The following is a 25,731-nucleotide window of genomic DNA, read 5'->3' on the forward strand; positions in this document are numbered from 1 at the left end:
ACCAGAGGAGTCACGCCATGAGCACATATTGCACAGCAAGCGGAAGCCGGGTACTCAGCCTGGCGCTTGCCCTCGCCCTGATCGGCGCCCTGGCGCCGCAGGCACGCAGCGAACCCGTTGCCGCCACCGCCGCTGCCGCCGACACCGGGGTAGCCAAAAGCAGCCGCGCCACCACCCGGCCCAAGGCCACGCCGCCGCAAAGCGAATCGCGCGCCGGCCGTACCGAGATGGCGCCGCAAATGAGCCTGGCCGAAGGCAAGTCGACCCTGATGCGCCTGCCGTTCGCCGCCAGCCGCATGTCCGTCGGCGACCCGCGCATCGCCGACGTCATCCTGCTTAACCCCAACGAGGTCTACCTGCTGGGGCGTTCCGTCGGCACCACCAACCTGATCCTGTGGAACAAGAGCAATGACGCCACCATCATCGACCTGGCCGTCGGCATCGACAGCAGCAGCCTGCAGGCACGCATGGCCGAGCTGCTGCCGAACGAAAAAATCAACGTCACGGTGGCGGGCGACACCCTGATCCTGTCGGGCATGGTCAGCGACGTCGTCAAGGCCGACCAGGCCCTGTCGCTGGCCAACGCCTATGTGCAGCGCAGCGCCCGCAGCGGCAGTGCCGCCTCCGGCGCAGCGCCAGCAGCAGGCGCCGGCGCCGCCGCTCCGGCCCCCGCCGCCACGCCCGATGCCAGCACGCCGCGCGTGATCAACCTGCTGTCGATCGCCGCGCCGCAGCAGGTGATGCTGGAAGTGAAGGTGGCCGAAGTGTCGAAAGTGCTGGTCGACCAGCTGGGCGCCAGCCTGGGCATCAACAAGACCATCGGCAGCTGGTCGTATTCGCTGCTGTCCAGTCTGCTCAGCAACAATCCCAGCGGCTTGAGCGGCGCCAGCAAGAACAACTTCTTCAACCTCGACGCGCAAAAACGCGATGGCCTGATCAAGGTGCTGGCCGAACCGAACATCATGGCCATCAGCGGCCAGGAGGCCAGCTTCCTGGCCGGCGGCAAAATCTTCATCCCCGTCAGCCAGACCAACAATAACGGCGTACCCACCATCACCCTGGAAGAGAAGGAGTTCGGCGTGGCCGTGAAATTCACGCCCACCGTGCTCGAAGGGGGCCGCATCAACCTGAAGGTGGCGCCGGAAGTGTCGGACCTGAACAAGGACGGCATCGGCATCACCGCCACGGGCATCTCGGCCACGGCCATCCTGCCATCGTTTACCACGCGGCGCGCCACCACCACGGTGCAGCTGTTCGACGGCCAGAGTTTCGCCATCGGCGGCCTGATCAAAAACAACGTGACCAGCAATATCAAGGCCATGCCAGGCCTGGGCGAAGTGCCCGTGCTGGGCGCCCTGTTCCGCAGCACGGACTTCCAGACGGACCGCTCGGAACTGGTCTTCATCATCACGCCGCACCTGGTCAAGCCGCTGCCGCCCGACTACAAGCTGCCCACCGACGGCTACATCCAGCCGACGCGCGGCGACATGTTCATGCAGGGAAAAATGGAAGGCAGCGCACCGGCGCCCGCCCCCGCAGCGGCACAGACACCGGCTCCCATGCAGCCGCAAGCGGCCGCGCCCCAGCCTGCCGCCGGCTTCGACCTCAAATAGGAGAACACCATGAAAACCGCACATCGCCTGCCTTGCGCCACCCTGCTGCCTCTACTGGTCCTGCTGGCCGGCTGCGCCGCCACCACCACGCCCGCGCTCGATTCGCACTTCGGCGAATCGGTGGCCCTGCTCAAGGCGCAGCAGATCATGTATCCGGACGCCTACCGCAATGCCAACCCCGTCAGCGGCATCGACGGCAAGGCCGGCGTCAGCGCCTACCAGCGCTACCAGAAATCGTTTGCGGCGCCGGAACCGCAACCGAATGTCTTCACCATCGGCGTGGGCGGACGCCAGTAGGCGCCGGTCCCGCGATGCACTTCCCCCAGGCCACCAGGAGACAGCCATGAACACCGCATTTCGCAGGCACGACAAGCAGCAGGGCGCGATCGCCATCGTGCTGGGGCTGACCCTGGTGGTGCTGTTTGCCATGGGCGGCCTGGTGCTGGACCTGGGCCACCTGTACATCGCCAAGAGCGAACTGCAGAACGGCGCCGACAGCGCCGCCCTGGCCGGCGCCGTGGAACTCAATCAAAGCGCGGACGGCATCGACAATGCGCAGGCCAAGGCCATCGCCATCGCGCAAAAGAACCGCTACGATTTTTCCACCGCGCTGACCATCACGGCCGCCAACATCGAGTTCGGCCCCAGTCCGGACGGTCCCTGGTCATCCGGCGCCAGCGCCCGCACCAGTCCGCAGGGCCAGACCTTCATCCGCGTCGACACGGGCAGCAAGACTTTCGCCACCTACCTGATGGGCATCGCCGGCATCGCCAGCACCAGCACCTCGGGCGTGGCAGTGGCGGGCCGCTTCGTCAACGACGTCACGCCGATCGGCGTGTGCGCCGTCGATCCGGCCAACAAGACGGCGCAATACACGTATCCTGCCGCGCCGGTCGGCACGGGCCTGACGGAGCTGGTGGAATTCGGTTTCCGCCGCGGCGTCACCTACAACCTGTTCGGTCTCAATCCGCTGGGCGGCCCGTCCGATCCCTATCTGATCAACCCCGTCGACGCCCCGCCCGGCACCTGCAGCGCCTCGCATGCGAGCGCCGCCTCCACCGCGCCCTTCATGTGCACGGGCAGCAGCGCCGTCATCACCAGCGGCACGGGCCAGGTGTACACGAACACGGGCATGACGGCGTCGCTGGCCGCCTCGCTCAATTCGCGCTTCGACGATTACGGCGGCCCCTCCGTATGCGACCCGGCTACGGCGCCGCCCGACACCAACATCAAGGAGTATCCTTGCGTGGGCGCCGCGTCGCCCTGCGCCGCCACCGCCGCCAACTCGCCGCCCGCCAGCTGGATGGAACCGGGCGCCAGCACCTTGCCCAGCCAGCAGCCCGTCAGCCTGGCCGGCAACAAGCCGAATTACCAGCTGCCGTCGGCCGGCACGGTTCCCGCGCCATCGGCCACGTTCGCCCAGTTCTCCGGCTACGGCGTGCTGTGGTCCTACGGCCCCGCCTACCAAAGCAATGGCGCCACCCCGGCCAAGGCCGGCACGGCCTACAGCGTCGCGGATGGCAACGCCAACCCCATGTACAGCACGGCCAAGGCGAATTACTTCGACACGGCCAGCTACCCCGCCAGTGCCGGCGCAGGCTTTCCTGCCAGTACGCCGCCTTCGCCGTACAACCAGACCAGCGGCCCCACGTTCCAGGCGCCGTCGCCGGCCCATCCGGGCCAGCGCAACCGGCGCATCCTCAACGTGGTGCTGGTCGACTGCCGCACGGCGCCCGTGGGGCCCGCTTCGTGCGGCACCATGAACGCGGTCGGTATCGGCAAATTCTTCATGACGATGAAAGCCGATTTCAGCGGCGGCACCAAGCGCCTCGACGTCGAGTTCGCGGGCCTGATCGAGCCCGTGCCGAATTCCGAAATCAAACTCTACAAGTGAGGCGGCCATGCGCATCCACCACTCCCCCCTCAGGCAGCGCGGCGGCGCCGCCGTCGAATTCGGCATCGTGCTGGCCCTGCTGATCACCCTGCTGGCAGGCATCTTCGGCTTCGGCCGCGCCTTCTGGTATTACGACGCGCTGACCAAGGCCACGCGCGACGCGGCGCGCAACATGTCCGTCAAGGCCAAGGCCGGCATCGCCTCGCAGGGCGTGCCGGCGGCCAGACAGACGGTGGTCGATGCGGCCCTCAGCGCCGGCATCAGCGACTTCACCATGGCCAACGTGACGGTCACCTGCCTGGACGCGGCGTTCAACGACAGCAACTGCAACGATGGCACGGCGCCGGGCGGCATCCGCGTCGAAGTCGTCAACTACACGCTGTCGGTGGGCCAGTACCTGCCCTTCGTGATCGGCGCGGCCAGCAGCTATGCCACGCCGCTCTCGCCGCGCACCACCATGCGCTACATGCTGTAAGGAGAATGCCATGCGCCGCCGCCTTTCATCACCTCCTCCAGCCGGGCGCCAGCGCGGCGCCGCCGCCGTCGAATTCGCCCTGGTGTCGCTGCTGTTTTTCACGCTGCTGTTCGGCATCCTCGAATTTGGCCGCATGCTGTACCTGTACAACACGGTGCAAGAAGTGACCCGCCGCGCAGCGCGCGAAGCGGTGGTGCGCTGGATCGACGAGACCGACGCCATCAAGACCCTGGCCCTGTTCGGCGGCACGGCCCTGCCGGCCGCGCCGGAACTGACGGCCGCCAACATCACCATCCGCTACCTGAACAAGAGCGGCGCCGAAGTGACCTTGCCGCCGACGGACCCGGGCGACAACCTGTCGGCCTGCGGCGACATCACGCGCACGGCCAGCTGCATCGACAGCGTGCGCGTCTCGATCGACAACGTCAGCTACACGCCGATGGTCAGCCTGTTCGGTTTTCTCAATATCGCCGTACCAGCCTCGGTGGTGGTCATGCACGCCGAAAGCCTGGGCTTCCAGATCAACTGAACGCCTTTACCGAACACTTTTACCGGGGAGTACCAAGTGAATATCGTCATCGTCTCGAAGAATGAAGCCCAGCTCAAACGGCTGACCCGCTTGCTGCGCGAACGCAGCACGGCCGACCGCGTCACCCTGCTGGCCAGCATACCCGATGTATTCGACAACGGCGTCACGCCGGACTTGCTGCTGCTGGAGCAGGAGCAGACGGGCGAGGCGGAGCTGGAACAGCTCGAGCTGCTGGGCGGACGCCATCCGAACCTGGCCATCATCGTGCAATGCCCGCAGCAAAGTCCGCAATTCCTGCTGCGCTCGATGCGCGCCGGCGTGCGCGAAGTGCTGCAGCCGGACGACGACGCGGCCCTGTGCGCCGCCTTGCGCCGCATCGAGGAAAAACTGCAGAAGCAGGTCACGCGCAAGGGCCAGGTGCTGGCCTTCGTCTCGTGCAAGGGCGGCAGCGGCGCCACCTTCATCGCCGCCAACCTCGGCTACGCGCTGGCCGCCGGAGAACAGCGCAAGGTGGCGCTGTTCGACCTGAACCTGCAGTTCGGCGACGCCGCGCTGTTCGTCTCTGACCACAAGCCGGCCACCACCCTGTCGCAGCTGTCGCAGCAGATCGTGCGCCTCGACGCCTCGCTGCTGACCGCCAGCATGATCCAGATCACGCCCGCCTACAGCGTGCTGGCCGCCGCCGACGACCCGGCCCACGCGGCCGACGTCGAAGCCGACCATATCGACCGCTTGCTGACCCTGGCGCGCAGCCAGTACGACTACATCCTGCTCGACGTGGGACGCGGCCTCGATCCCGTCAGCGTGCGCGCGCTGGACCGGGCCGACCTGATTTTCCCCGTACTGCAGGCAACGTTGCCGTATGTGCGCGACGGCAAGCGCCTGCTCGACGTGTTCCGCGGCCTCGGCTACCGCGAAGACAAGATCCGCCTGATCCTGAACCGCTATGCCAGCAGCGACAGCATCCGCGTGGCCGACCTGGAAGCGGCGTATGGCAAGCACGTCTACAAATCCATCCCCAACCACTACGAAGCGGTGGCGGCCTCCGTCAGCCAGGGCGTGCCCATCCTCAAGCTGACGCCGCACAACGCCGTCTCGCGCGCCCTGCAGGAACTGGCCGCCAGCATGGCCGGCGAAACCCCGCCCGCCGCGCAAGGCTGGGTTTCGCGGCTGCTGGCGCGCGCTTGATCCCCTACATTTACCGGAGACCGATCATGACTGTCGAAAAACTCACCCTGCGGGACCGCCTGGGCTATGCCCAGGATGACGCCAGCCTGAATGACGATGCCGCGCACCAGGGCGCATCGAGCCAGAGCTACCAGCAGCTCAAGCACCGCACCCACCAGGCGCTGCTCGACCGCGTCGACCTGGAGGGCATGCAGCGCCTGTCGCGCGAGCAGATCCGCGAAGAGCTGAAAATCCTCGTCAGCGACGTGCTCACGGAAGACAATGTGGTGATCAACGAGCTGGAACGGCGCTCGCTGATCCGCGACATCCAGGACGAGGTGCTCGGCTTCGGCCCGCTCGAGCCGCTGCTGGCCGATCCCGGCGTGTCCGATATCCTCGTCAATACCTACCGCCAGGTGTATGTCGAGCGCCATGGCCGCCTGGAGCTGAGCGACGTCTGCTTCACCGACGACGCGCATTTGATGAAAATCATCGACAAGATCGTCTCGCGCGTGGGCCGGCGCATCGACGAATCGAGCCCCATGGTCGATGCGCGCCTGCCTGACGGTTCGCGCGTCAACGCCATCATCCCGCCGCTGGCCATCGACGGCCCCGTGATGTCGATCCGGCGCTTTTCGGCCCAGCCCCTGCGCCTGGCCGACCTGCTGCTCAAGCACAGCCTCACGGAGGAAATGAGCACCACCCTGCAGGCGCTGGGCAAGGCCAAGGTCAACATCCTGATCTCGGGCGGCACGGGCAGCGGCAAGACCACCATGCTCAATGCGATTTCCGGCTTCATCAGCACGGCCGAACGCATCGTCACCATCGAGGACGCGGCCGAACTGCAGATGCAGCAGCCGCACGTGGTGCGCCTGGAAACGCGCCCGCCGAATATCGAGGGCAAGGGTGAAGTGACGCAGCGGGCGCTGGTGCGCAATGCGCTGCGCATGCGCCCCGACCGCATCATCCTGGGCGAGGTGCGCGGCGCCGAGGCGCTCGACATGCTGGGCGCCATGAACACGGGCCACGAAGGCTCGATGGCCACCATCCACGCGAACACCCCGCGCGACGCGCTGACGCGGCTGGAAAACATGATCAGCATGGCCTCCGCGGCCCTGCCCGTGAAAGCCATGCGCCAGCAGATCAGTTCGGCCATCAGCGTGGTGGTGCAGGTGTCGCGCCTGACGGACGGCAAGCGCAAGGTCACGTCGATCCAGGAAATCACGGGCATGGAAGGCGAGATGATCACCATGCAGGAAATCTTCACCTTCCGCCAGACGGGCATCGGCGAGGACGGCACGGTGCAGGGGCATTTCCATGCCAGCGGCGTGCGGCCGCGTTTCCTCGAACGCCTGCGCGCCTTCGGCATCAGCCTGCCGGAAACCCTGTTCGATCCCGCCCGCCAGTACCATTAAGGGGAGCATCATGGACTATCTCTATTACGTATTCGCCATCCTCACCTTCATCGCCGTGGTACTGCTGATCGAGGGCGTGTACCTGGCGTGGAATACCTCGCGCGGCCCGGAAGCGGAAAGGGTCGCGCGCCGCCTGCGCATCATGTCGGCCGGCGCGCATGGCGACGCGGGCAGCTCGATGATCAAGAAACGCCTGCTGAGCGACACCCCGTCCCTGCAGCGCGTGCTGCTCAGCGTGCCCCGCGTGCATGCGCTCGACCGCCTGCTGGAACAGTCGGGCATGACCTGGAGCGTGGCCAGCTTCGCCGGCGTGATGCTGGCCTCGGCCGGCGCCGCATTTTTGCTGCTCAGCTACTTCAGCGTGCCGTGGCTGCTGCTCCTGCCGCTGGTGGCCGGCGCGGCCCTGCTGCCGCTGCTGGTGGTCCTGCGCGCCAAGGCCAAGCGCCTGCAGCGCATCGAGCAGCAATTGCCCGATGCGCTCGACCTGATGGCGCGCGCCCTGCGTGCCGGCCACGCCTTCCCCACGGCCCTGAAAATGGTCGGCGATGAAATGAACGCGCCGCTGGCCGTGGAATTTCGCGCCACCTTCGATGAAGTCAATTTCGGCATCGCCATGCAGGACGCGCTGATGAACCTGGCCACGCGCGTGCCCAGCACGGACTTGCGCTACTTCGTCATCGCCGTGCTGATCCAGCGCGAAACGGGCGGCAACCTGGCCGAGCTGCTCGACAGCATCAGCCGCATCATCCGCGAGCGCATCAAGCTGCTGGGACAGGTGCGCGTGCTGTCGGCCGAAGGCAAGCTGTCGGCCTGGATTTTGTCGCTGCTGCCCTTCGGCGCGGCGGCCATGATCCAGCTGACCAATCCGCAATTCCTGGAAATGCTGTTCGTCGATCCGGGCGGACGCAAGATGCTCGTCGGCGCCCTGGTGATGATGGTGTGCGGCATCCTGGTCATGCGCAATATCATCCGCATCCGCGTCTGAGCCCGCAAGGAGAATCCTCATGAATCCCGTCCATTTCGCCTTTCTCGCCCTGCTCTTCATTGCCGTCTTCGGCACCGTGCTGGTGGCCATGCGCAGCTTTGCCCCCGATCCCCTGCGCCAGCGCATGGACAACGCCACCGGCAAGAGCGCGGCGGCGCCTGGCGCCTCCACGCCCAGCCCCTGGCTGGCGCGCATGGTGCGCCTGAGCGGCCCGCTGGCCAAACTGTCGCTGCCCGACCAGGGTTGGGAAGGCTCCGTGATGCGCCGGCGCTTCATGAATGCCGGCCTGCGCCAGGCGTCGGCACCCATCCTGTTCTTTTCCGCCAAGACCATGCTGGCCATCGGCCTGCCCCTGCTGCTGTTCCTGGGGCTGAGCGCCTCGGGCAGCCAGGTGGCGGGCAAAGCTCTCTTGTTCTGGCTGCTCATCGTGGCCGCCATCGGCTACTACCTGCCCAATATCGTGCTGGCGCAAATGATCAAGCGACGCCAGCGCGACATCTTCGAAAGCTTTCCCGATGCGCTGGACTTGATGACGGTATGCGTGGAAGCGGGCCTGGCCATGGACGCCGCGCTGGCCAGGGTGGCAGCCGAAATCGCCCTGAAAAGTGCCGTACTGGCAGAGGAATTGCACTTGGTGATGCTGGAACTGCGCGCCGGCAACACCAAGGAGCGGGCGCTGCGCAACCTGGCCCTGCGCACGGGCGTCGAGGATGTCGACGCGCTGGTGGCCATGCTGATCCAGGCCGAGCGCTTCGGCACCAGCATCGCCTCCTCGCTGCGCGTGCAGTCGGACCAGCTGCGTACCAAGCGCCGCCAGATGGCCGAGGAAGAAGCGGCGAAGATCGCCCTCAAGCTGCTGTTCCCGCTGATCTTTTTCATCTTCCCTTCGCTGCTGGTCGTCCTGATGGGACCAGCCTTCCTGCAAATCTACCGCGTGCTCCTGCCCAGCATGGGCAGCGGCAGCTGACCGGAGAACCGCCATGTCACAGCACACCACCCTGATGCTCATGTTCGCTTGCGCCGGCCTGCTGCCCGCCTGCGGCCACCTGCCCGGCCCTGCCACTCAGAGCAACCATGCTGCGCCGCCCCAGGCGCGCATCGATGACAGCCCCGCCACCCGCAGCGCCGCTTTCTGCAAGCTGGGCAAGCGCATGCAGGAACTGGGCGACCCGCGCGCGGCGATGGCAGCCTACAGCGAAGCCCTGCTATTGACGCCCGACTCGGCCGATGCGCGCAATGGCGCCGCCGTGCTGCACGCGCAACTGGGCCAGCTGGAAACGGCGCGCAGCATGCTGCAGGCGCTGGCACAAGAGACCCCGATGGCCAGGACCTACAACAATCTCGGCTACGTGCTGTACCTGCAGGGCGATTACGCCCAGGCGGCCAGCGTGCTGCGCCAGTCGCTGCAGCTCGACAACGGCCAGCAGCCGGCGCGCGCCAATCTGGATCTCACCATCGCGGCGCTGGCGCGCAGCATAGTCACAGTCGATGCCACCGCGGAGAGCATCGCACCCGACCTGGCGCCGGCGCCCGCGCCAGCGGCGCCTGCCAGCCGCCTGCAGCTGACGCAGTTGCAGCCGAATATCTTCACGCTGAGCTGGCGCGACGCTCCCGTGGCGGCGCACGCCGCCTTGCCAGCCCCGGCAAAGCCGGTGGCGCCGGTGACAACCCTGCCACGGCTGGAAGTCATCAACGGCAATGGAGAAACGGGGATGGCGGCGCGCATGCGCGGCATGCTGGGCGGTATGGGCATCAGCGTGCTGCGGCTGGGCAACCAACGGCCGTACGGCGTCCAGGCCAGCAGCATCGTCTACCGCTCCGGTCATGCGCAGGCGGCAGCCGCCCTGGCCCTGGCCTTGGGCGGCATGCCGCAGCTGCAAGCGGCAGACGACGGCGGTATCGGCGCGGGCGCCGACCTGCGTTTATTGCTGGGCAAGGATGCGGCGGCCAGCCTGCGCGCGCCGGACGTGCGCCTGGCGTCGAACACGACACCGTAACAGTGACATCAGCGGTGGCGTCAGCGCGGCAGCAGGCGCCGGTCGGCGGGATTGATCAGGAAGCCTTGCAGGATATCCTGCAGCTGCGGCAGCGTCGCCACGTAGGCAGGAATGCCCAGCTGGCGCGCACCGAAGTAGTGGGCGATGATGTCGCCCTGCTGCTCCATGTTGAAGTCGGACAGGACGCCGCCCGCTTGCGCATCGTAACGGTAGGCGCGCTGGCCGATGTAGCCGCCGCCCAGTGCCAGCAGCACGCCATGCAGCAGCACGCTGTAACCAAGCTGGTACTGCCACACATGCACCATCTCGTGGATGAAGAACAGCTTGCCGCTGTTGCCTTCGCGCGAGAAATCGTCGCGGTACTGGGCCGGCATGAAGTGCAGGCTGCCGCGCGGCGTCATCGCCGTGTTCTGGTCCTGCAAGCCGAACGGTAGAAAGGAGCCGCGCACGACGCGCACGCGCGCGTAGTCGATGGCGCCCTGGAAGACGCTGCGGGCCATGGCGGTTTCGCCGATGGTGAGGGGGCGGCGCAAGACGCGCATGATGAGTAGGGGGAAAAGCGCGGCAAGCGTAGAGCCTGCCGCGCGGGTACCGCTTAAACCGAACGAAGGCCGCTGGCCGCCTTGGCGATTTCCGTGATGCGGTCCCAGTTGCCGGCCGCGATCGCGTCTTTCGGCGTCAGCCACGAACCGCCCACGCAGGCGACGTTTTTCAGCGCCAGGAACTGCGACGCCGTTTCCTGCGAGATGCCGCCCGTCGGGCAGAACGTGACGTCCGGCAGCGGGCCGTAGATGGCGTTGAGCATGCCGATGCCGCCGGCCGGCACGGCCGGGAACAGTTTCAGCTGCTGGAAGCCGTTTTCACGCGCCGCCATCACTTCGCCCGGCGTCATCACGCCTGGCAGCAAGGGCAAGCCGCTGCTTTTCGCCGCCGCCACCAGGGCCGACGTCAGGCCTGGCGACACGCCGAACACGGCGCCCGCATCGCGCGCCTGGACGAATTCCTCGGGACGGGTCAAGGTGCCCACGCCGACGATGGCGCCCGGTACTTCCGACATGGCGCGGATCGCTTCCAGGCCATGCTTGGTGCGCAAGGTTACTTCCAGCACGCGGATGCCGCCCGCCACCAGCGCGCGCGCCAGCGGTACGGCGTGTTCAGGATCGTCGATCGCAATCACGGGGATCACGCTCGAGGTGCGCATAATTTCCAGTAGTGTCATGGTCATCTCTTATTTCCTAGCCAAAAAGTCTTCATCGGAACCCGGTACGGTATCACCGACATTGTCGGCGTCGTGCAAGGCGACGGTGGTGGGAATCGGCGACGGCAGGCCGAAGGTGGTGGCACCTTCTTCCGCCGCGCTGACGGTGGAACGGAACATGGAAAACAGCTCGCGGCCCATGCCGATATGATTCGGCGACAGGTCGGCGGTCACCAGCGAACGCGCGTGCCAGACGTCGGCCGGCACCAGCGCTTCCAGTACGCCGGTGAAGGCGTCGAGACGGATGATGTCGCCGTCGCGCACGAGGCCCAGCGGGCCGCCGGCGAGAATCTCTGGCGACACGTGGATGGCGGCCGGCACCTTGCCCGACGCGCCCGACATGCGGCCATCGGTAACGAGCGCCACGTGCCGGCCCGCATCCTGCAGGTTGGCCAGCGCAGGGGTCAGCGCATGCAGTTCCGGCATGCCGTTGGCGCGCGGGCCCTGGAAGCGCAGCACGGCGACGAAGTCGCGGTCCAGGGTGCCCGCCTTGTAGGCGGCCATGAAATCTTCCTGCGAATTGAACACGAGCGCCGGCGCTTCGACCGTGCGGTGCTCCGGCTTGACGGCCGAGACCTTCATCACGGCGCGGCCCAGGTTACCGGCGACCAGCACCATGCCGCCGTCCGGCGCGAACGGATTCGAGGCCGGGCGCAGCACGTTTTCGTCGGCGCTGGTGGCCGGTGCATCTTTCCAGAAGACCTTGCCGTCTTCGCCGAGGAACGGCTCCATGCAGTGCGCGCGCAAGCCGTGGCCGAGGATGGTGTTGACGTCTTCGTGCAGCAAGCCCGCATCGAGCAATTCGCGGATCAGGTAACCGGTGCCGCCGGCCGCGTGGAAATGGTTCACGTCGGCGTCGCCGTTCGGGTAGATGCGCGTGAGCATCGGCACGATGGCCGACAGCTCGTTGAAATCGTTCCAGTCGATGACGATGCCGGCCGCCTTGGCGATGGCCACCAGGTGCAGGGTGTGGTTGGTCGAGCCGCCCGTGGCCAGCAAGCCCACGACGGCGTTGACGATACATTTCTCGTCGACGATATGGCCGACCGGCAAATAGCTGGCGCTCTGCGCCGTGATGGCGGCGGCGCGCTGGGAGGCGGCCACAGTCAGCGCATCGCGCAGCGGCGTGTTCGGCGTGATGAAGGCGGCGCCCGGCATGTGCAGGCCCATCACTTCCATCAGCATCTGGTTGCTGTTCGCCGTGCCGTAGAAGGTACAGGTGCCGGCGCCGTGGTAGGCTTTCGATTCGCCTTCGAGCAAGTCTTCACGCGTCGCCTTGCCTTGCGCATACAGCTGGCGCACTTGGGCTTTTTCCTTGTTCGACAGGCCCGACGTCATCGGACCGGCCGGCACGAAGACGGCCGGCAAGTGGCCGAAGTGCAGCGCACCGATCAACAGGCCCGGCACGATCTTGTCGCACACGCCCAGGTACAGGGCGGCGTCGAACATATTGTGCGACAGCGCCACGGCCGTCGACATGGCGATGGTATCGCGCGAGAACAGCGACAGTTCCATGCCAGGCTGGCCTTGCGTCACGCCATCGCACATGGCGGGCACGCCGCCGGCGAACTGGGCGACGGCGCCCACTTCGCGCACGGCTTGCTTGATGATCTGCGGGAAGCCTTCGAACGGCTGGTGCGCCGACAGCATGTCGTTGTACGAGGAAACGATGGCCACGGACGGCTTCTTGTATTCCTTCAGCGACAATTTGTCGTTGGCGGGAAAGGCGGCAAAGCCGTGCGCCAGGTTGGTGCACGACAGGGCGCCGCGCTGCACGCCCTGGATGCGGGCCGCATCCAGATGCGCCAGGTAGGCGCCGCGCGATGGCCGGCTGCGCGCGATGATGCGCGCTGTTACGGATTCGACTACTGGATGCAGCGCCATATGGATTTCCTTAAAAATGAGTATTTCGTGAAATTTTACTACAAAATAGTGAAGAAGAAGCGCTCTTGCATGGGCCAGCAACACAAATAAGCGACAGATTGCGGCGTATCAAGGCAAACCCGGCAAATATCGCATAGACGTACCGGCAAACATGGCTCTTATATGTCATGGGCGCGATCGCTAAAAAAAGCACAACAAAATCCGCTTCGCGTCACAAACTGTAGTGAAATTACGTTTTTCTGATGTATTATTCTCATACCAATGCCGGATCCGCTGTTCGCCACGACGAACGCGCCGCGCTCCTTTCAACCGAGACAAGCACCCAAGCCGACCGCCATGCGCCAGCCAGCACCTACTCCTGCCATCACCGCCACCGCCAGTTTCCAGTCCCTGCAAGCGCATAGCGCCAGCCTGCGCGAAGTGCATCTGCGCCAGCTGTTCGCGGCCGACCCTGCCCGCTTTTCCAGCATGACCGTCGATGCGGCCGGCCTGTTGCTCGACTATTCGAAAAACCGCGTCGACGCCACGGCCATGGGCCTGCTGATGGACCTGGCCCGCGAGCGCGGCGTGGAAACGCAGCGCGAAGCCATGTTCACTGGCGAGAAAATCAATCTTACCGAACATCGGGCCGTTCTGCATACGGCTTTGCGCGCGCCGCGCGGCACCAGGCTGGTCGTCGATGGCCAGGATATCGATGCCGACGTGCAAGATGTGCTGCAACGCGTCAAGGCGTTTACGGACAAGGTGCGCAATGGCAGCTGGCTCGGCTACACGGGCAAGCCGATTTGCGACATCGTCAACATCGGTATCGGCGGCTCGGACCTGGGCCCGAAAATGGCGTGCCTGGCCCTGCGCTCCTACGCCAACCCGGGCCTGGAAATGCACTTTGTTTCCAACGTCGACGGTCACGACATGGAAGCGACCTTGTCCAAGGTCGATCCGGAAACGACCCTGTTCATCGTGGCTTCGAAAACTTTTGTTACGGCAGAAACCATGCTCAACGCCAACACGGCGCGCGCCTGGTTCCTGCTCGAAGGCGAAGAAAAGGATCTGGCCCAGCATTTCGTGGCCGTCTCGACCAACACGCAAGCCATCGTCGACTTCGGCATTTCGCCGGACAATATGTTCCCGTTCTGGGACTGGGTCGGTGGCCGCTATTCCGTCTGGTCGTCGATCGGCCTGGCCGTGGCCCTGTCCGTCGGTTTTGAATACTTCAGCGATTTCCTCGCCGGCGCGCATGCGATGGACCAGCATTTCCGCCAGGCCCCGCTGGAACAGAACATGCCCGTCGTGCTGGCCATGGTCGGTTTCTGGAACCGCCAGTTCCTCGATTGCGGCTCCGTTTCCATCGCGCCGTATCACCAGGACTTGAGCCGCTTTGCCGCCTATCTGCAACAGCTGGACATGGAAAGCAACGGCAAGCGCGTCACCAAGGACGGCGTGCCCGTCGACGTGCCGACCGGTCCCGTCATCTGGGGCGATTGCGGCACGAATGCGCAGCATGCGTATTTCCAGCTGCTGCACCAGGGCACGGACATCACGCCCATCGATTTCATCGCCGCCCTGCGCGCCACGCACGACTTGCCGGGCCACCACGACGCCCTGCTCGCCAACTGCTTCGCCCAGTCGGAAGCCTTCATGACGGGCAAGACGGGCGACGAGGTGCGCCTTGATTTGCAGGCGCAAGGCTTGCCGGAAAGCGAGATCGAAGCGCTGGTGCCGCACAAGACTTTCCCCGGCAACCGCCCCAGCAACACCATCCTGATGGACCAGCTGACCCCGACCACCCTGGGCGCCCTGATCGCGCTGTACGAACACAAGACCTTCGTGCAGGGCGTCTTGTGGAACGTCAACAGTTTCGACCAGTGGGGCGTGGAACTGGGCAAGGTGCTGGCCAAGAAAATCCAGGCCGAACTGACGGGCGAAGCCCGTCCCGACCACCACGACAGCTCGACCAATGGCTTGATTGCCTTGGCGAAAGCCGCCAAGGCGGCGTACTAACTTAATTGAGGTTTATGAATATTTACGAAATCAAAGTAGTCAGCGACAAAGCCATGCAAGTGGGCGAATGCCCGCTTTGGCATGGCAAGGAAGCGGCCCTGTACTGGGTCGACATCGATGGCCGCGCCGTGCACCGCTTGCACCCGGCCAGCGGCAAGCATGACCAATGGAATATGCCGACGGAACCGTCGGCGCTGGCCATCAACGCCGGCGGCGGCCTGATCGTGGCCTTGCGCAGCGGCTTTGCCCACCTCGACACGAAGACGGGCAGCCTGGCGGAAATCGCCCCGGCGCCATTCGACATGAGCACCACGCGCTTCAACGATGGCAAGGTCGACCCGGCCGGCCGCTTCTGGGTCGGCACGATTTTCGAGCCGCGCAACGCTGACGCGGCAGAGATGTTCGTGCTGGACAAGGGACAAGTGCGCAAGGTCTGGTCGGGCGGCATGACCGTCTCGAATGGCCTGGGCTTCAGCCCGGACAAGCGCACCATGTACCACTCGGATACCACCACGCACCGCATCGACCGCTTCGATTTCGACGCAGCCACGGGTGCCATTTCCGCACCGCAACCGTTCCAGCGTTTTTCCACGGACAAGAAAGCGTTTGATTACGGCGGGCGCCCCGATGGCGCGGCCGTCGACAGCGAAGGCAATTACTGGTCGGCCATGTTTGAAGGCGGCAAGATCTTGCGCTTCGCCCCCGACGGCCATCTGCTGGGAGAAATCACCGTGCCCGTGCGCTGCCCCACCATGGTGACGTTCGGCGGCCCCGACCTGCGCACCCTGTACATCACCAGCGCCAGCCACAACCGCTCCGCCGCCGAAATCGCCGACTACCCGTTGACGGGCCACGTGCTGTCCGTGCGCGTGGACGTGGCGGGCCAGCCGGAAACAGCTTACCAGGCGTAATCCGACACCATTGTTGACCGTGGCTGCGTCGGATTACCACGTGCCCAGAGGCGTGGCGGTCCAGCCGTAATCGTTTGCCAGCAAAAAAAAGCACCGGCACCCGCGAGGGTCCGGCGCTTTTTCTTGCGCAACGGCGTAGGTCGGATTAGCGGGACGAAGGCCCGCGTAATCCGACAACAGTGTTGGCCATGGCCGCGTCCGATTACCGCGACAATACCTTGCGTATCGTCTCGGCCAATTCAGCCGCCACAAACTTCGCCACATACCCATCGGCGCCCACGCCCTTGACGTGGTCTTCGTTGGTCGAACCCGTCAGCGACGAGTGGATCACCACGGGAATGTTGGAGAAGCGGCCATCGTTCTTGATGTTGCGCGTCAGGGTAAAGCCATCCATTTCCGGCATTTCCAAGTCGGTCAGCACCAGCGCGACCTTGTCTTTCGCCGTCTTGCCTTCCGTGGCCGCCTGGGCCGAGATCGCCTGCAGGCGCTCCCATGCTTCCTTGCCCGTCTTGGTCATGATGAAAGGCACGCCCATCGCTTCGAGGCCCTTTTCGATCAGCGAGCGGGCCAGCGAGGAATCGTCGGCCGCAAGGATCACGGCGCCGGCCGGCAAGCGCACTTGCGGGCCGATGCTGTTTTCGTCCACGTCCGGGTCGCCCGACGGCAGCACGTTGCGCAGGATTTGCTCCACGTCCAGCACTTGCGCCAGGCGCGTCTTGTCCGTATCGCCATCGAGGCGGGCGATGCTGGTGACGAGGCCGCCACCAACGCTCGATTCGGCCGACAGCACCTGGTTCCATTCCAGGCGCACGATTTCATCGACCTCTTCCACGGCAAACGCCTGTGTCGAGCGGGCAAATTCGGTCACCATCAGGATCTTCAAGCCGCTGCTCTTGCAGCCGACCGCCATCGGCAAGTCGATCACGGGCACGATCTGGCCACGGATATTGACCACGCCCAGCATGTGCGGGTGCGAACCGGCCACGGCCGTGATGGCAGGCATTTCCATGATTTCACGGACTTTGAACACATTGATGCCGAACAGTTCGCGGCTGGTCGAGTGATCACTGGTACCGAGCTTGAACAGGAACAGTTCGAATTTGTTATTGCCTGTCAGGCTGGTGCGTTCATCGACATCTTGCTGCATTGAATTCATTGTGTCCCCTTGAGCCGTCTTGTAAAGTTAAGTCGCCTGCCCCTGATGCTGCGGACAATGCGGACTGCACGTCGCGTGGACGTCGGATGGCGGGTTCGGGGCATGGCCGGCGCTAGCGGTGCAGTGTGTATCGTACAATTTCTTACAACCAATAGTTGCTATCGATTCGAGCTTGAATTATACGGTTTTTTACTTTCTCCAAAGCTACTTTACGCTGCCAACGGCGATCCTGACAGCATTTCTTGCTTTGCCTGTTGCTACAGCGCAAATGATGACGTAGAGAACTAGAAATTTCCTTGGCAACCATGGTTACTTTGAAACGCCGCGTGCAAATCGCGATAGCCTATCAAGGCCAGCGAACGGCATATAATGACCATGCCGGCACCGCTGGCAGGCATACAGGGCAAAATGGCGACGGCAGCCGTTGGAATGTAGTAAAATTTCTTGCAATTGCCTGTTCTACGTAGTAAATTTACACCACCGATTATAGTAGCGACAGACTGGCACTTCCGGTCGGCTTCCTCCCCGCTCCGGCCCTTTTACTTTTGCGACGACACTCACTTATGGCACTTACCGATTTTGACCTGGTCCTGTTTGGCGGCAGCGGCGATTTAGCAATGCGCAAGTTGTTGCCTGCAATGTATGCGCGCGACGTCGCGAACGATTTGCCGCCGACGGCGCGCATCATCTGTGTGGGCCGCCAGGACAGCGGCCAGGATGCCTTCCTGAAAATGGTGGAAACCAACTCGCGCCCGCATATCAAGGCCAGCACCCTGAATGCCGCTACCTGGAGCAAATTCTGCGCGCGCATCGTGTATGTGTCGCTCAACGCCAGCGATGCGGCCACGTACGCGCCGCTGGTCGAAGCCCTGCGCGGCGATGCCGACCTGACCCGCGTGTACTACCTGGCGACGCCTCCGCATTTGTTCGCGCTGATCTGCGACAACCTCGAAGACAACGGCCTGGTGACGCCGAATTCGCGCGTGGTCCTGGAAAAACCGCTGGGCCGCGACCTGGCCAGCGCCAAGCAGATCAATGCCGAAGTGGGCAAGGTCTTCCAGGAATCGCAGATCTACCGTATCGACCACTACCTGGGCAAGGAAACCGTGCAGAACTTGCTGGCCCTGCGCTTCGGCAATATCCTGTTCGAACCGCTGTGGCGCCGCGAATGGATTTCCGACGTGCAGATCACCATCGCCGAAAAGCTGGGCGTGGGCAACCGCATGGGTTACTACGACACGTCGGGCGCGCTGCGCGACATGCTGCAAAACCACTTGCTGCAACTGCTGTGCATCGTCGCCATGGAACCGCCGACCTCGATCGCGCCGGACGCCGTGCGCGATGAAAAGCTGCAAGTGCTGCGCTCGCTGAAAAAATTCACGCCCACCACCCTGGCGCAAAACATCGTGCGCGGCCAGTACCGCGCCGGCCACGTCGACGGCGCCACCGTGCCGAGCTACCGCGACGAGCCGGATGCGCCGGAACATTCGCGCACCGAAACCTTCGTGGCCCTGAAGGCGGAAATCGATACCTGGCGCTGGGCCGGCGTGCCGTTCTACCTGCGCACGGGCAAGCGCATGGCCGACAGCCTGGCCGAGATCGTCGTGCGCTTCAAGCAGATCCCGCACTCGATCTTCAACCAGCCCACGTCGAGCTTCCAGCCGAACTGCCTGGTGATCCGTTTGCAGCCGGACGAAGGCTTGCGCATGAACCTGATGGCGAAAACCCCGGGCGACGGCATGCGCTTGAAACCGGCGGAACTGGAACTCGATTTCCGCGAATCGTTCAAGACCCCGCGCATGGACGCCTACGAGCGTTTGCTGCTCGACGTCCTGCGCGGCCAGCTGACCCTGTTCATGCGCGGCGACGAACTGGAAGCGGCCTGGGAATGGGTCGAGCCGATTCTCGACAACTGGGAACAGAACGACAGCGCGCCAATTCCATACACGGCAGGCACCTGGGGCCCTGCGGCCGCCAGCGCCCTGATCGGCCGCGATGGCTTGCAGTGGCGTGAAGAAGCATTACCCGAGGATTAACAGGCAAACAGGGGCCTGCCCGCAGATGGGCAGGCCTTTTACCTATTACCCCCACACTCCTGAACACCTACCAGAAGACTACCCTGATGCTGCTTGATTCCATTCGCACCCAGCTCGATTCGCTCTCCAAGTCGGAGAAAAAGGTCGCGCTGGCCGTGCTTGACCAGCCTAACCAGACGGTCAGCCAGAACATCACGGCGCTGGCGAAAAGCGCGCAGGTGTCGGAACCGACCGTGGTGCGCTTTTGCCGCACCCTGGGCTATGACGGCTGGCATGAATTCAAGCTGAAGCTGGCGCAGGGCTTGGCCCTGGCCATGCCGGGCGCGAACGAGCAGCCCGCGCAGGACGACCTGGCGGCCGACCTGGTGAATAAAATCTGCAGCCGCTCGATCAACACCCTGCTCGACCTGCGCAACAACCTGAACCCGGAAGCGATCCAGCGCGCGCTCGACATCCTGTCGCGCGCCAGCAAGATCGAATTCTATGGCCAGGGCACGTCGGGCATCGTGGCGGCCGATGCGCAGCACAAGTTCTTCCGCTCGGGCGTGCCGACAGTCGCCTACAGCGACCCGAATATCCACAGCATCGCGGCGGCCCTGCTGCGCGGCGGCGACTGCCTGGTGGCCATCTCGCAGCGCGGCAACAGCCCCGCTCTGGTTCGCTCCGTGAAACTGGCACGCCGCGGCGGCGCCGACGTCGTCGTGCTGGCCCCATCGGGCACGCCGCTGGCCGACCTGGCGACCGTGCTGATCCCGATCGACCTGGTCTTCAACACCGACCCCTACACCCCGATTTCCGCGCGCCTGGCCTACCTGGTCGTGATCGACGTGCTGGCCGTGGGCCTGGCCCTGCAGCGGGGACCTGAATTCCGCAAGAAGATGCAGAATGCGCAGAAGGCGCTGCAGGAATTCGACATGCAGTTCGATTCATTCATCGGCTGATCCCCCATCGGCGCCAGCCTCGCTGGCGCTCATCCTTTTCGCGACAGACATCAAGGCATATCGGCAGGTTTTCCGGAATAAAGAATAGGATGAGTTTTTCCACGTCCTCCTGCATTTGATACAACGACTCTCACCACGTCATTTTCAAAAAAATGCATATAGATATCTCCAGGCTCATCGTATTTTTCCACTTCCACCATTTTTTCTTTAACAATATGTTTTAGCCCATCCGGCATATCCCATCGCACCAGGACTTTCATTCCCGGATACCACACTCGCGGAATGGATGCGCAGCAAATATTGGCAAGTCCCGCCCCCCATCTGGCCATATTCCCCCCTCCGGCCCCATCCACCGATGCGGAGTAAATGAAATTCCCGGTATGATTCACAATACCCACCTGCGCCGTCGCGGTAGGACTTGAACCGGCTTCCTCAACCTGGCTGGCCTTGAACGCACAACCACTCAGCAGCAAGGCTGTGCCAAGATAAATAATCCATTTCATGATTTTCACCTTGCAGAGAATGCCACGTCGTTTTTAACTTTGCCGCCATATACGGCAATAAAAAATATAGGACAGCCCACGCGTGGATGCTTCAAGAAAAAGTGCTCGGTAGCGGTCCAGAAATGAAAATTCATCAATCATCCTATCAAGGAAGATTGGCAGGTTTTCCGGAATGAAGAATAGGATGATTTTTACTATCGCCATCCACATTTGACACAACAACTCTCACCTCGTCATTCTCAAAAAAATGCATATAGATATCTCCTGGCCTATCATATTTTTCCACTTCCACCATTTTTTCTTTAATAATATGTTTTAGTCCATCCGGCATATCCCACCGCACCCGGACCATCATCCCCGGATACCACACTCTCGGGATAGAGGCACAGCAAATTTCTGCCCCTCCCGCTCCCCACCTGGCCATATTGGCCCCTCCGGCCCCACCCACCGATGCGGAATAAATATATTTTCCCGTATGATTGACAATACCCACCTGCGCCATCGCGGTAGGACTTGGGCCGGCTTCCTTAACTTGGCTGGCCTTGAACGCACAGCCGCTCAGCAGCAAAGCAGTGCCAAGATAAATAATCCATTTCATATTTTTCCTTTCGACTCCAGCCGCGCTGAAATTACGTCCTATGCGAGCGCATTGGTCCGCGTTGCATAGCGCTGCTGCGCCAGGTAAATCTCTTCATCGGCTTTGGCTTGCGCAATATCTTGTATCAAGTTTTCGCTCCACACGAATTCTTCGGGTGTTTCTTTCGCCTTGATGCCAGCCGTCGGCATGCGTTGCAACTCGTTTTCGTGCACGCTTTTCCGGAAGAAGCCGCTTTGCGGGTAATAGCCACGGCGCAGGATATAGCCACCGCCCTCGCGACGCGTATAGGTTTGCGTGGTGATCACCCCGCTGCGCATGTCAGCGCTGTCGGCATCCGTACGGATTGGATAGGGAGTGCCGTACTGCGCTTCCTTGACCAGTGCTTCCTCTTCCGGCGTCAATGCTTCGCCATTCTTCTGTTTCAGTTGCGCGGCTTCGGTCTTCCGGTTGAACTCATACGCGCGTTTATAAAAGCCGTCTTTAGGCGGTTTATTGGCGAACGAGGCGATCTTGGCGCGCTTGTCGTATTCCGTCACTTCGCCCGCCATATAAAAACCGGCCAGCGAATCATGTACATAGTCGTCAAAAAAACGCATCACTTCGGGCGGCAGCGGTTTGGGGTGATCGAATATATCGAGCGCAAATTCTTCCCATTTATCCAGGGGCGTGTGATTTTGCGCGCGATAGTATTGCCAGTGATTGATGCGCGCAATATCCCGGGCGCTGAACGGTTGCCCCTCATCACCATGACGGAAGGCTTTGCGCGCGCGCAGCGCTTCCAGATCGCCTGCCAGCAAGCGGTTGTAGGAACCCAGATCCTCCCGCTCCTGCGCGTTGGCCGCCTTGAAGCTGGCCGTGGCTTCCAGTGTCTTGACGCGCGCGGCGCGCCAGCGGTAATACAGCTCCATATGCTTGCTCAGCAAGGCGCCTTGCTTGTCCAGCGCGGCGGTATATGCTTCCCACGCCTTGGCAAGCTCTTGACTGACCTGGAAATCCTCCTGATCGCGAAGTTCCAGTTCGCTGAACGGTATTAAGGGCACGCCCTTGAGGCGCGCTTCCTTGAACATATGCGCGAGCGGGATTTGCGACAGCAAGGCCGCTTGTCCGCCGCGTCCCTTTCCCTGCTCGCCCGGACCATAGCCGCCTCCCACGTCCGAGTGCACGCCAGGGAAATACACTTCCTCGATTTTCCCTTTCAGGCGCGTGACAGGAAAATTCATGCGCTGCTCATGCGTGGCAATACAATGCAAGCCTGCCATGACGCAGGATGGCAACGGTTTGAGCAATTCATTGGCCCAAGCCCAATGGCCATCGAACATCGCGCCAGGCGCGATCGTGGTTTTCGCGACAGACGCCGAACTGCCCACGGTTGCCACCGTGTCGAAGACGCCAAGAAAATCGATATTGACGGGGATGCCGGCAAACTTCTGCACCTCACCTTCGCCCGGCGTGAGCAAATCGGCAAACAGCTGGCAAAACGCCACCGCCTCGGCGGCACCCCGCGAAAAACCGAACACGGACAGGGTCAGCGATGGAATATGCGGTTTCGGTTGTGCCGCCATCGTCGCTGTGAGTTTTTCAATATGCTCAGCGAACCAGTCAGAGTGGGTCATGAAACGTTCTCTGCCAGTTGAGGGATGCGGTACCTTTTTGTGGCCTACGGCATTATCATAAGCACGGGCAAGTTCGCCAGCCTTATCTGATTTATATAATGGAATTTCATCTCCATATACCGTTCGATGAATTGCATTTAAAACCTGCAACAATCCCCAGATAATGCGCGGCTGCCCTCCTTTGGCAAAAGCTTTCCCCTCATCCGATTCAGTCAATTCACCGATTTCAACAAATGGAGTTCCGACGCCAGGAATATAATTTCGAAAATATCCCGTACCCCGTTTATTCGATGGAAAACTCGAAAATAGCCGCGCCACATTGCTATGACTGGCACTATTGGCGTCGACTACAGCATTACTTATAGGAATAGGCTTCTTTGTTTTCGGGTCGAGCACGCCTGTTCTAACCCCATTCCTATCGCGTTCCAGATTATTATTGGTTCCATCAAAGAAAAGTCCAACCCTTACTGGAATACTGCACGGCGCGCTATCGTTCTTAGCACATGCTTCCTTGGTAATTTCGGATTGTTCTTTCGTCGACGGTTTTAGAAAGAAATCGACGGGAAACGGCGCGGAATTGGGAGTTTCACTGATCATAATATCAAGGAATATTGTCAGGTTTGCCGGAGTGAAGAATAGGATGAGTTTTTGCCCCCCCTCCGGCATTTGACACGACAACTCTCACCTCATCATTGGGGAAGAAATGCATATAGATATCCCCAGGCTCATCATATTTTTCCACTTCCACCATTTTTTCTTTGATAACGTCGGTACGCCCTTCAGGCATATTCCAACGCACCAAGACTTTCATTCCCGGATACCATACCCGCGGAATAGAAGCACAACAAACATCAGCTCCCCCCGATCCCCATCTGGCCATATTGGCCCCTCCCGCTCCATCCACCGATGCGGAATAAATATACTTCCCCGTATGGTTGACAATACCCACCTGCGCCGTCGCGGTAGGACTTGGGCCGACTTGCTCAACCTGCTTGGACTTGAGGGCGCAGCCGCTCAGCAGCAAGACAGTGCCAAGATACATAATCCATTTCATGATTTTCCTTTTATAAAAGTTAGCAGTTGAAGAAACAAGGCTAGGCAGCCGAGCACGCCTGCCAGAAATCGTCGAGCAGCGTGTCGAGCTCGGACAGGTAATTTGCCCCTTGGCGCGTCCGCCGCAACTGCTGGCCAGCTATGTTACACAGTGCGTCTGAAGCCACGTCACATGTACCTTGAGCATTTTTTTTGGCTGATCACGCACGTCTGGCTTTAAGAAAACATCGACAGGGATCGTAGCCTTGAAAGGTGGTGCTTTAATCCTAAGGATTCATTTTTTAGTCGATGGATTAGCCATGTGTTGAATCGGATGATCTTTTCCATATCCTGCATCATTCGACACAACAACTCTCACCTCATCATTCTCAAAAAAGTGCATATAAATATCTCCTGGCCTACCATATTTTTCAATTTCGACCATTTTTTCCTTAATGACATCAGTGTGCCCTTCAGGCATATTCCACCGCACCAAGACATTCATTCCTGGATGCCATACGCGGGGAATCGATGCGCAGCAAATATTTGCCCCGCCAGCCCCCCATCTGGCCATATTCCCCCCTCCAGCTCCATCCACCGATGCGGAATAAATATACTTCCCCGTATGGTTGACAATACCCACCTGCGCCGCCGCGGTAGGACTTGGACCGGCTTCTTCAATCTGCCTGGCCTTGACCGCACAACCGCTCAGCAGCAAGGCAGTGCCAAGATACATAATCCATTTCACGATTTTCCTTTTATCAAAGTAAGCAGTTGAATGAACAAGGCTAGGCAGCAGAGCGCGCCTGCCAGAAATCGTCGGGCAGCGTGTCGAGCTCGGACAGATAATTCGCCCCCTGGCGCGTGCGCCGCAACAGACTGGCCATCGCAGGATGCAAGGTAAAATCATCGGCCAGCATCAAGGCCAGGGCGCTGAAATGCTGACGCTGGCCCGCCGCCTCGATGCCGCTGGCGTTTGCCACAAGCAAATGACGCACCACGCGCGCGTGGCACTCGGCCGGGGTGCCGGAATGAAACAGGTCCGGCTGCACATCATGCAGATTGGCCAGGATGGCGTCGGCCTCGGCGATATCCACCAGGGCGGCAAAGGCGGTGTCGCCGAGGGGAAATTTATCAAACTCCGCAGGGACGGGACTGGTCTGCGCCTCGCCCTGCCAACTGATCAGCGAGCCATCGCGCCGCAGTGACCACCAGCGGTAGATGGGACTCAGCAAATGCGCAGACTGCGTTGGGGTCAAAGCCGTCAGCAAGGCCGGCAATATGCGCGTATCGGCCCAGCGCACGGGCCATTCGACGGTGTCTGACGTGATGGCAATCAAATAGGGGCGCAGATGCTGCTCCAGCTGGTCGATATTGAGCGTGCTGGCGATGATGCTGAGCATGGGCTTGCCTGCGCACAGCGAAAACAGGCGCTGCAACCACTCGGCCTGCTCGCTGCTTGCCGATGGCGCCGCCATTAGATGCGGTGCGGCGCTCTTGAAGTTTTGCAGCGAGGTGTGCGCATACAGCGACTGGCGCCGCAAGCGACTCGGGTAGCGCTTGGTGAAAAATTCCTCGTCGCAGGCGCCGTCGAGCAGCACCAGCAGATGCAGGGACTGGCCGCCGTTCGCCACTACCGCGTCCGCACGCAAGGCCTGCAGTTGCTGCGCGATCAGCGCTGGAACTTCCGGGTCGGGAACATCGATGGCAAAGTACATCATGG

24 protein-coding genes are annotated in these 25,731 nt (G+C 62.3%); 14 read left to right on the forward strand and 10 right to left on the reverse strand.

Annotated features, from left to right (window positions below; all coding sequences use genetic code 11):
* The first annotated feature begins 17 nt into the window (after positions 1–17).
* From MRBLMS1_RS07690 to MRBLMS1_RS07735, 10 genes are read left to right on the forward strand one after another with little or no spacing between them, the layout of a single operon-like run.
* Positions 18–1,613, forward strand: a complete 1,596-nt coding sequence (locus tag MRBLMS1_RS07690; RefSeq protein ID WP_485878687.1) for a type II and III secretion system protein family protein — start codon at positions 18–20, stop codon at positions 1,611–1,613.
* 9 nt (positions 1,614–1,622) lie between these two features.
* On the forward strand, positions 1,623–1,910 hold the full coding sequence (locus tag MRBLMS1_RS07695) for a hypothetical protein (RefSeq protein ID WP_485878689.1): 288 nt from the start codon (positions 1,623–1,625) through the stop codon (positions 1,908–1,910).
* A gap of 46 nt (positions 1,911–1,956) precedes the next feature.
* Positions 1,957–3,507: a pilus assembly protein TadG-related protein gene (locus tag MRBLMS1_RS07700; RefSeq protein ID WP_485878691.1), complete on the forward strand. Its 1,551-nt coding sequence runs from the start codon at positions 1,957–1,959 to the stop codon at positions 3,505–3,507.
* Positions 3,508–3,514: 7 nt separating this feature from the next.
* Positions 3,515–3,982 carry a TadE/TadG family type IV pilus assembly protein gene (locus tag MRBLMS1_RS07705; RefSeq protein WP_485878692.1) on the forward strand — a complete coding sequence of 156 codons (468 nt, stop codon included), beginning with the start codon at positions 3,515–3,517 and terminating at the stop codon, positions 3,980–3,982.
* Between the two features lie 10 nt (positions 3,983–3,992).
* Complete coding sequence (locus MRBLMS1_RS07710; RefSeq protein ID WP_485878694.1) at positions 3,993–4,511, forward strand: TadE/TadG family type IV pilus assembly protein; 519 nt, start codon at positions 3,993–3,995, stop codon at positions 4,509–4,511.
* 36 nt (positions 4,512–4,547) lie between these two features.
* Positions 4,548–5,699: a CpaE/TadZ family protein gene (locus MRBLMS1_RS07715; protein WP_128142240.1), complete on the forward strand. Its 1,152-nt coding sequence runs from the start codon at positions 4,548–4,550 to the stop codon at positions 5,697–5,699.
* A 26-nt stretch (positions 5,700–5,725) separates the two neighbouring features.
* Complete coding sequence (locus tag MRBLMS1_RS07720) at positions 5,726–7,093, forward strand: TadA family conjugal transfer-associated ATPase (RefSeq protein ID WP_034750845.1); 1,368 nt, start codon at positions 5,726–5,728, stop codon at positions 7,091–7,093.
* A 10-nt stretch (positions 7,094–7,103) separates the two neighbouring features.
* Positions 7,104–8,078, forward strand: a complete 975-nt coding sequence (locus MRBLMS1_RS07725) for a type II secretion system F family protein (protein WP_034750847.1) — start codon at positions 7,104–7,106, stop codon at positions 8,076–8,078.
* A gap of 19 nt (positions 8,079–8,097) precedes the next feature.
* Complete coding sequence (locus MRBLMS1_RS07730; protein WP_485878697.1) at positions 8,098–9,045, forward strand: type II secretion system F family protein; 948 nt, start codon at positions 8,098–8,100, stop codon at positions 9,043–9,045.
* 13 nt (positions 9,046–9,058) lie between these two features.
* Positions 9,059–10,075 (forward strand): LytR C-terminal domain-containing protein, encoded by a 1,017-nt coding sequence (locus MRBLMS1_RS07735; RefSeq protein WP_485878699.1) that lies wholly within the window; start codon positions 9,059–9,061, stop codon positions 10,073–10,075.
* Positions 10,076–10,095: 20 nt separating this feature from the next.
* Here the strand turns inward: MRBLMS1_RS07735 and MRBLMS1_RS07740 are convergent, their stop codons facing one another.
* The 3 genes from MRBLMS1_RS07740 to edd all read right to left on the reverse strand — a co-directional run bounded on the left by MRBLMS1_RS07740 (position 10,096) and on the right by edd (position 13,217).
* Positions 10,096–10,608 carry a Rhs element Vgr protein gene (locus tag MRBLMS1_RS07740; RefSeq protein ID WP_456150729.1) on the reverse strand — a complete coding sequence of 171 codons (513 nt, stop codon included), beginning with the start codon at positions 10,606–10,608 and terminating at the stop codon, positions 10,096–10,098.
* A gap of 62 nt (positions 10,609–10,670) precedes the next feature.
* A complete protein-coding gene (locus MRBLMS1_RS07745) occupies positions 10,671–11,300 on the reverse strand; it encodes a bifunctional 4-hydroxy-2-oxoglutarate aldolase/2-dehydro-3-deoxy-phosphogluconate aldolase (protein WP_070303463.1) in 630 nt (209 codons plus the stop codon).
* A gap of 3 nt (positions 11,301–11,303) precedes the next feature.
* On the reverse strand, positions 11,304–13,217 hold the full coding sequence (gene edd / locus MRBLMS1_RS07750; protein WP_485878701.1) for a phosphogluconate dehydratase: 1,914 nt from the start codon (positions 13,215–13,217) through the stop codon (positions 11,304–11,306).
* 336 nt (positions 13,218–13,553) lie between these two features.
* Here edd and pgi point away from each other — a divergent pair, with 336 nt between their 5' ends.
* Positions 13,554–15,218 (forward strand): glucose-6-phosphate isomerase, encoded by a 1,665-nt coding sequence (pgi, locus tag MRBLMS1_RS07755; protein WP_485878703.1) that lies wholly within the window; start codon positions 13,554–13,556, stop codon positions 15,216–15,218.
* 14 nt (positions 15,219–15,232) lie between these two features.
* Entirely contained in the window at positions 15,233–16,129 is an 897-nt protein-coding gene (locus MRBLMS1_RS07760) for an SMP-30/gluconolactonase/LRE family protein (protein ID WP_485878705.1), read from the forward strand.
* Positions 16,130–16,331: 202 nt separating this feature from the next.
* Here the strand turns inward: MRBLMS1_RS07760 and MRBLMS1_RS07765 are convergent, their stop codons facing one another.
* On the reverse strand, positions 16,332–17,285 hold the full coding sequence (locus MRBLMS1_RS07765; RefSeq protein ID WP_034750860.1) for a chemotaxis protein: 954 nt from the start codon (positions 17,283–17,285) through the stop codon (positions 16,332–16,334).
* A gap of 563 nt (positions 17,286–17,848) precedes the next feature.
* On the opposite strand from MRBLMS1_RS07765, the gene zwf reads away from it, so the two are divergent.
* Together zwf and MRBLMS1_RS07775 are read left to right on the forward strand one after the other, a co-directional pair.
* Positions 17,849–19,321: a glucose-6-phosphate dehydrogenase gene (zwf, locus tag MRBLMS1_RS07770; RefSeq protein WP_034750861.1), complete on the forward strand. Its 1,473-nt coding sequence runs from the start codon at positions 17,849–17,851 to the stop codon at positions 19,319–19,321.
* Positions 19,322–19,407: 86 nt separating this feature from the next.
* Entirely contained in the window at positions 19,408–20,262 is an 855-nt protein-coding gene (locus MRBLMS1_RS07775) for an SIS domain-containing protein (RefSeq protein WP_034750862.1), read from the forward strand.
* A 50-nt stretch (positions 20,263–20,312) separates the two neighbouring features.
* Here the strand turns inward: MRBLMS1_RS07775 and MRBLMS1_RS07780 are convergent, their stop codons facing one another.
* From MRBLMS1_RS07780 to MRBLMS1_RS07805, 6 genes are all read right to left on the reverse strand, one after another.
* Entirely contained in the window at positions 20,313–20,765 is a 453-nt protein-coding gene (locus MRBLMS1_RS07780; RefSeq protein WP_485878708.1) for a DUF3304 domain-containing protein, read from the reverse strand.
* Between the two features lie 145 nt (positions 20,766–20,910).
* A complete protein-coding gene (locus MRBLMS1_RS07785) occupies positions 20,911–21,363 on the reverse strand; it encodes a DUF3304 domain-containing protein (RefSeq protein ID WP_485878710.1) in 453 nt (150 codons plus the stop codon).
* 38 nt (positions 21,364–21,401) lie between these two features.
* Positions 21,402–23,573: a phospholipase effector Tle1 domain-containing protein gene (locus tag MRBLMS1_RS07790; protein ID WP_485878712.1), complete on the reverse strand. Its 2,172-nt coding sequence runs from the start codon at positions 23,571–23,573 to the stop codon at positions 21,402–21,404.
* Positions 23,574–23,577: 4 nt separating this feature from the next.
* Positions 23,578–24,030: a DUF3304 domain-containing protein gene (locus tag MRBLMS1_RS07795; protein ID WP_485878713.1), complete on the reverse strand. Its 453-nt coding sequence runs from the start codon at positions 24,028–24,030 to the stop codon at positions 23,578–23,580.
* 273 nt (positions 24,031–24,303) lie between these two features.
* On the reverse strand, positions 24,304–24,756 hold the full coding sequence (locus MRBLMS1_RS07800; protein ID WP_485878715.1) for a DUF3304 domain-containing protein: 453 nt from the start codon (positions 24,754–24,756) through the stop codon (positions 24,304–24,306).
* Between the two features lie 40 nt (positions 24,757–24,796).
* Entirely contained in the window at positions 24,797–25,729 is a 933-nt protein-coding gene (locus MRBLMS1_RS07805) for a DUF4123 domain-containing protein (protein WP_485878716.1), read from the reverse strand.
* Between the last annotated feature and the right edge of the window lie 2 nt (positions 25,730–25,731).

The sequence above is a fragment of the Massilia sp. LMS1-1-1.1 genome, assembly GCF_040815535.1.
GTDB lineage: Bacteria > Pseudomonadota > Gammaproteobacteria > Burkholderiales > Burkholderiaceae_D > Janthinobacterium > Janthinobacterium aestuarii.

Bases quoted from the DNA above. Each gene is read 5' to 3' on its own strand.
- MRBLMS1_RS07725 (WP_034750847.1), top strand. From the start codon at position 7,104: ATGGACTATCTCTATTACGTATTCGCCATCCTCACCTTCATCGCCGTG.
- MRBLMS1_RS07775 (WP_034750862.1), top strand. From the start codon at position 19,408: ATGCTGCTTGATTCCATTCGCACCCAGCTCGATTCGCTCTCCAAGTCG.
- MRBLMS1_RS07705 (WP_485878692.1), top strand. From the start codon at position 3,515: ATGCGCATCCACCACTCCCCCCTCAGGCAGCGCGGCGGCGCCGCCGTC.
- MRBLMS1_RS07720 (WP_034750845.1), top strand. From the start codon at position 5,726: ATGACTGTCGAAAAACTCACCCTGCGGGACCGCCTGGGCTATGCCCAG.
- MRBLMS1_RS07730 (WP_485878697.1), top strand. From the start codon at position 8,098: ATGAATCCCGTCCATTTCGCCTTTCTCGCCCTGCTCTTCATTGCCGTC.
- MRBLMS1_RS07690 (WP_485878687.1), top strand. From the start codon at position 18: ATGAGCACATATTGCACAGCAAGCGGAAGCCGGGTACTCAGCCTGGCG.
- MRBLMS1_RS07780 (WP_485878708.1), bottom strand. From the start codon at position 20,765: ATGAAATGGATTATTTATCTTGGCACAGCCTTGCTGCTGAGTGGTTGT.
- MRBLMS1_RS07805 (WP_485878716.1), bottom strand. From the start codon at position 25,729: ATGATGTACTTTGCCATCGATGTTCCCGACCCGGAAGTTCCAGCGCTG.
- pgi (WP_485878703.1), top strand. From the start codon at position 13,554: ATGCGCCAGCCAGCACCTACTCCTGCCATCACCGCCACCGCCAGTTTC.
- zwf (WP_034750861.1), top strand. From the start codon at position 17,849: ATGGCACTTACCGATTTTGACCTGGTCCTGTTTGGCGGCAGCGGCGAT.
- MRBLMS1_RS07760 (WP_485878705.1), top strand. From the start codon at position 15,233: ATGAATATTTACGAAATCAAAGTAGTCAGCGACAAAGCCATGCAAGTG.
- MRBLMS1_RS07745 (WP_070303463.1), bottom strand. From the start codon at position 11,300: ATGACCATGACACTACTGGAAATTATGCGCACCTCGAGCGTGATCCCC.
- MRBLMS1_RS07785 (WP_485878710.1), bottom strand. From the start codon at position 21,363: ATGAAATGGATTATTTATCTTGGCACTGCTTTGCTGCTGAGCGGCTGT.
- edd (WP_485878701.1), bottom strand. From the start codon at position 13,217: ATGGCGCTGCATCCAGTAGTCGAATCCGTAACAGCGCGCATCATCGCG.
- MRBLMS1_RS07765 (WP_034750860.1), bottom strand. From the start codon at position 17,285: ATGAATTCAATGCAGCAAGATGTCGATGAACGCACCAGCCTGACAGGC.
- MRBLMS1_RS07790 (WP_485878712.1), bottom strand. From the start codon at position 23,573: ATGATCAGTGAAACTCCCAATTCCGCGCCGTTTCCCGTCGATTTCTTT.
- MRBLMS1_RS07795 (WP_485878713.1), bottom strand. From the start codon at position 24,030: ATGAAATGGATTATGTATCTTGGCACTGTCTTGCTGCTGAGCGGCTGC.
- MRBLMS1_RS07700 (WP_485878691.1), top strand. From the start codon at position 1,957: ATGAACACCGCATTTCGCAGGCACGACAAGCAGCAGGGCGCGATCGCC.
- MRBLMS1_RS07710 (WP_485878694.1), top strand. From the start codon at position 3,993: ATGCGCCGCCGCCTTTCATCACCTCCTCCAGCCGGGCGCCAGCGCGGC.
- MRBLMS1_RS07735 (WP_485878699.1), top strand. From the start codon at position 9,059: ATGTCACAGCACACCACCCTGATGCTCATGTTCGCTTGCGCCGGCCTG.
- MRBLMS1_RS07695 (WP_485878689.1), top strand. From the start codon at position 1,623: ATGAAAACCGCACATCGCCTGCCTTGCGCCACCCTGCTGCCTCTACTG.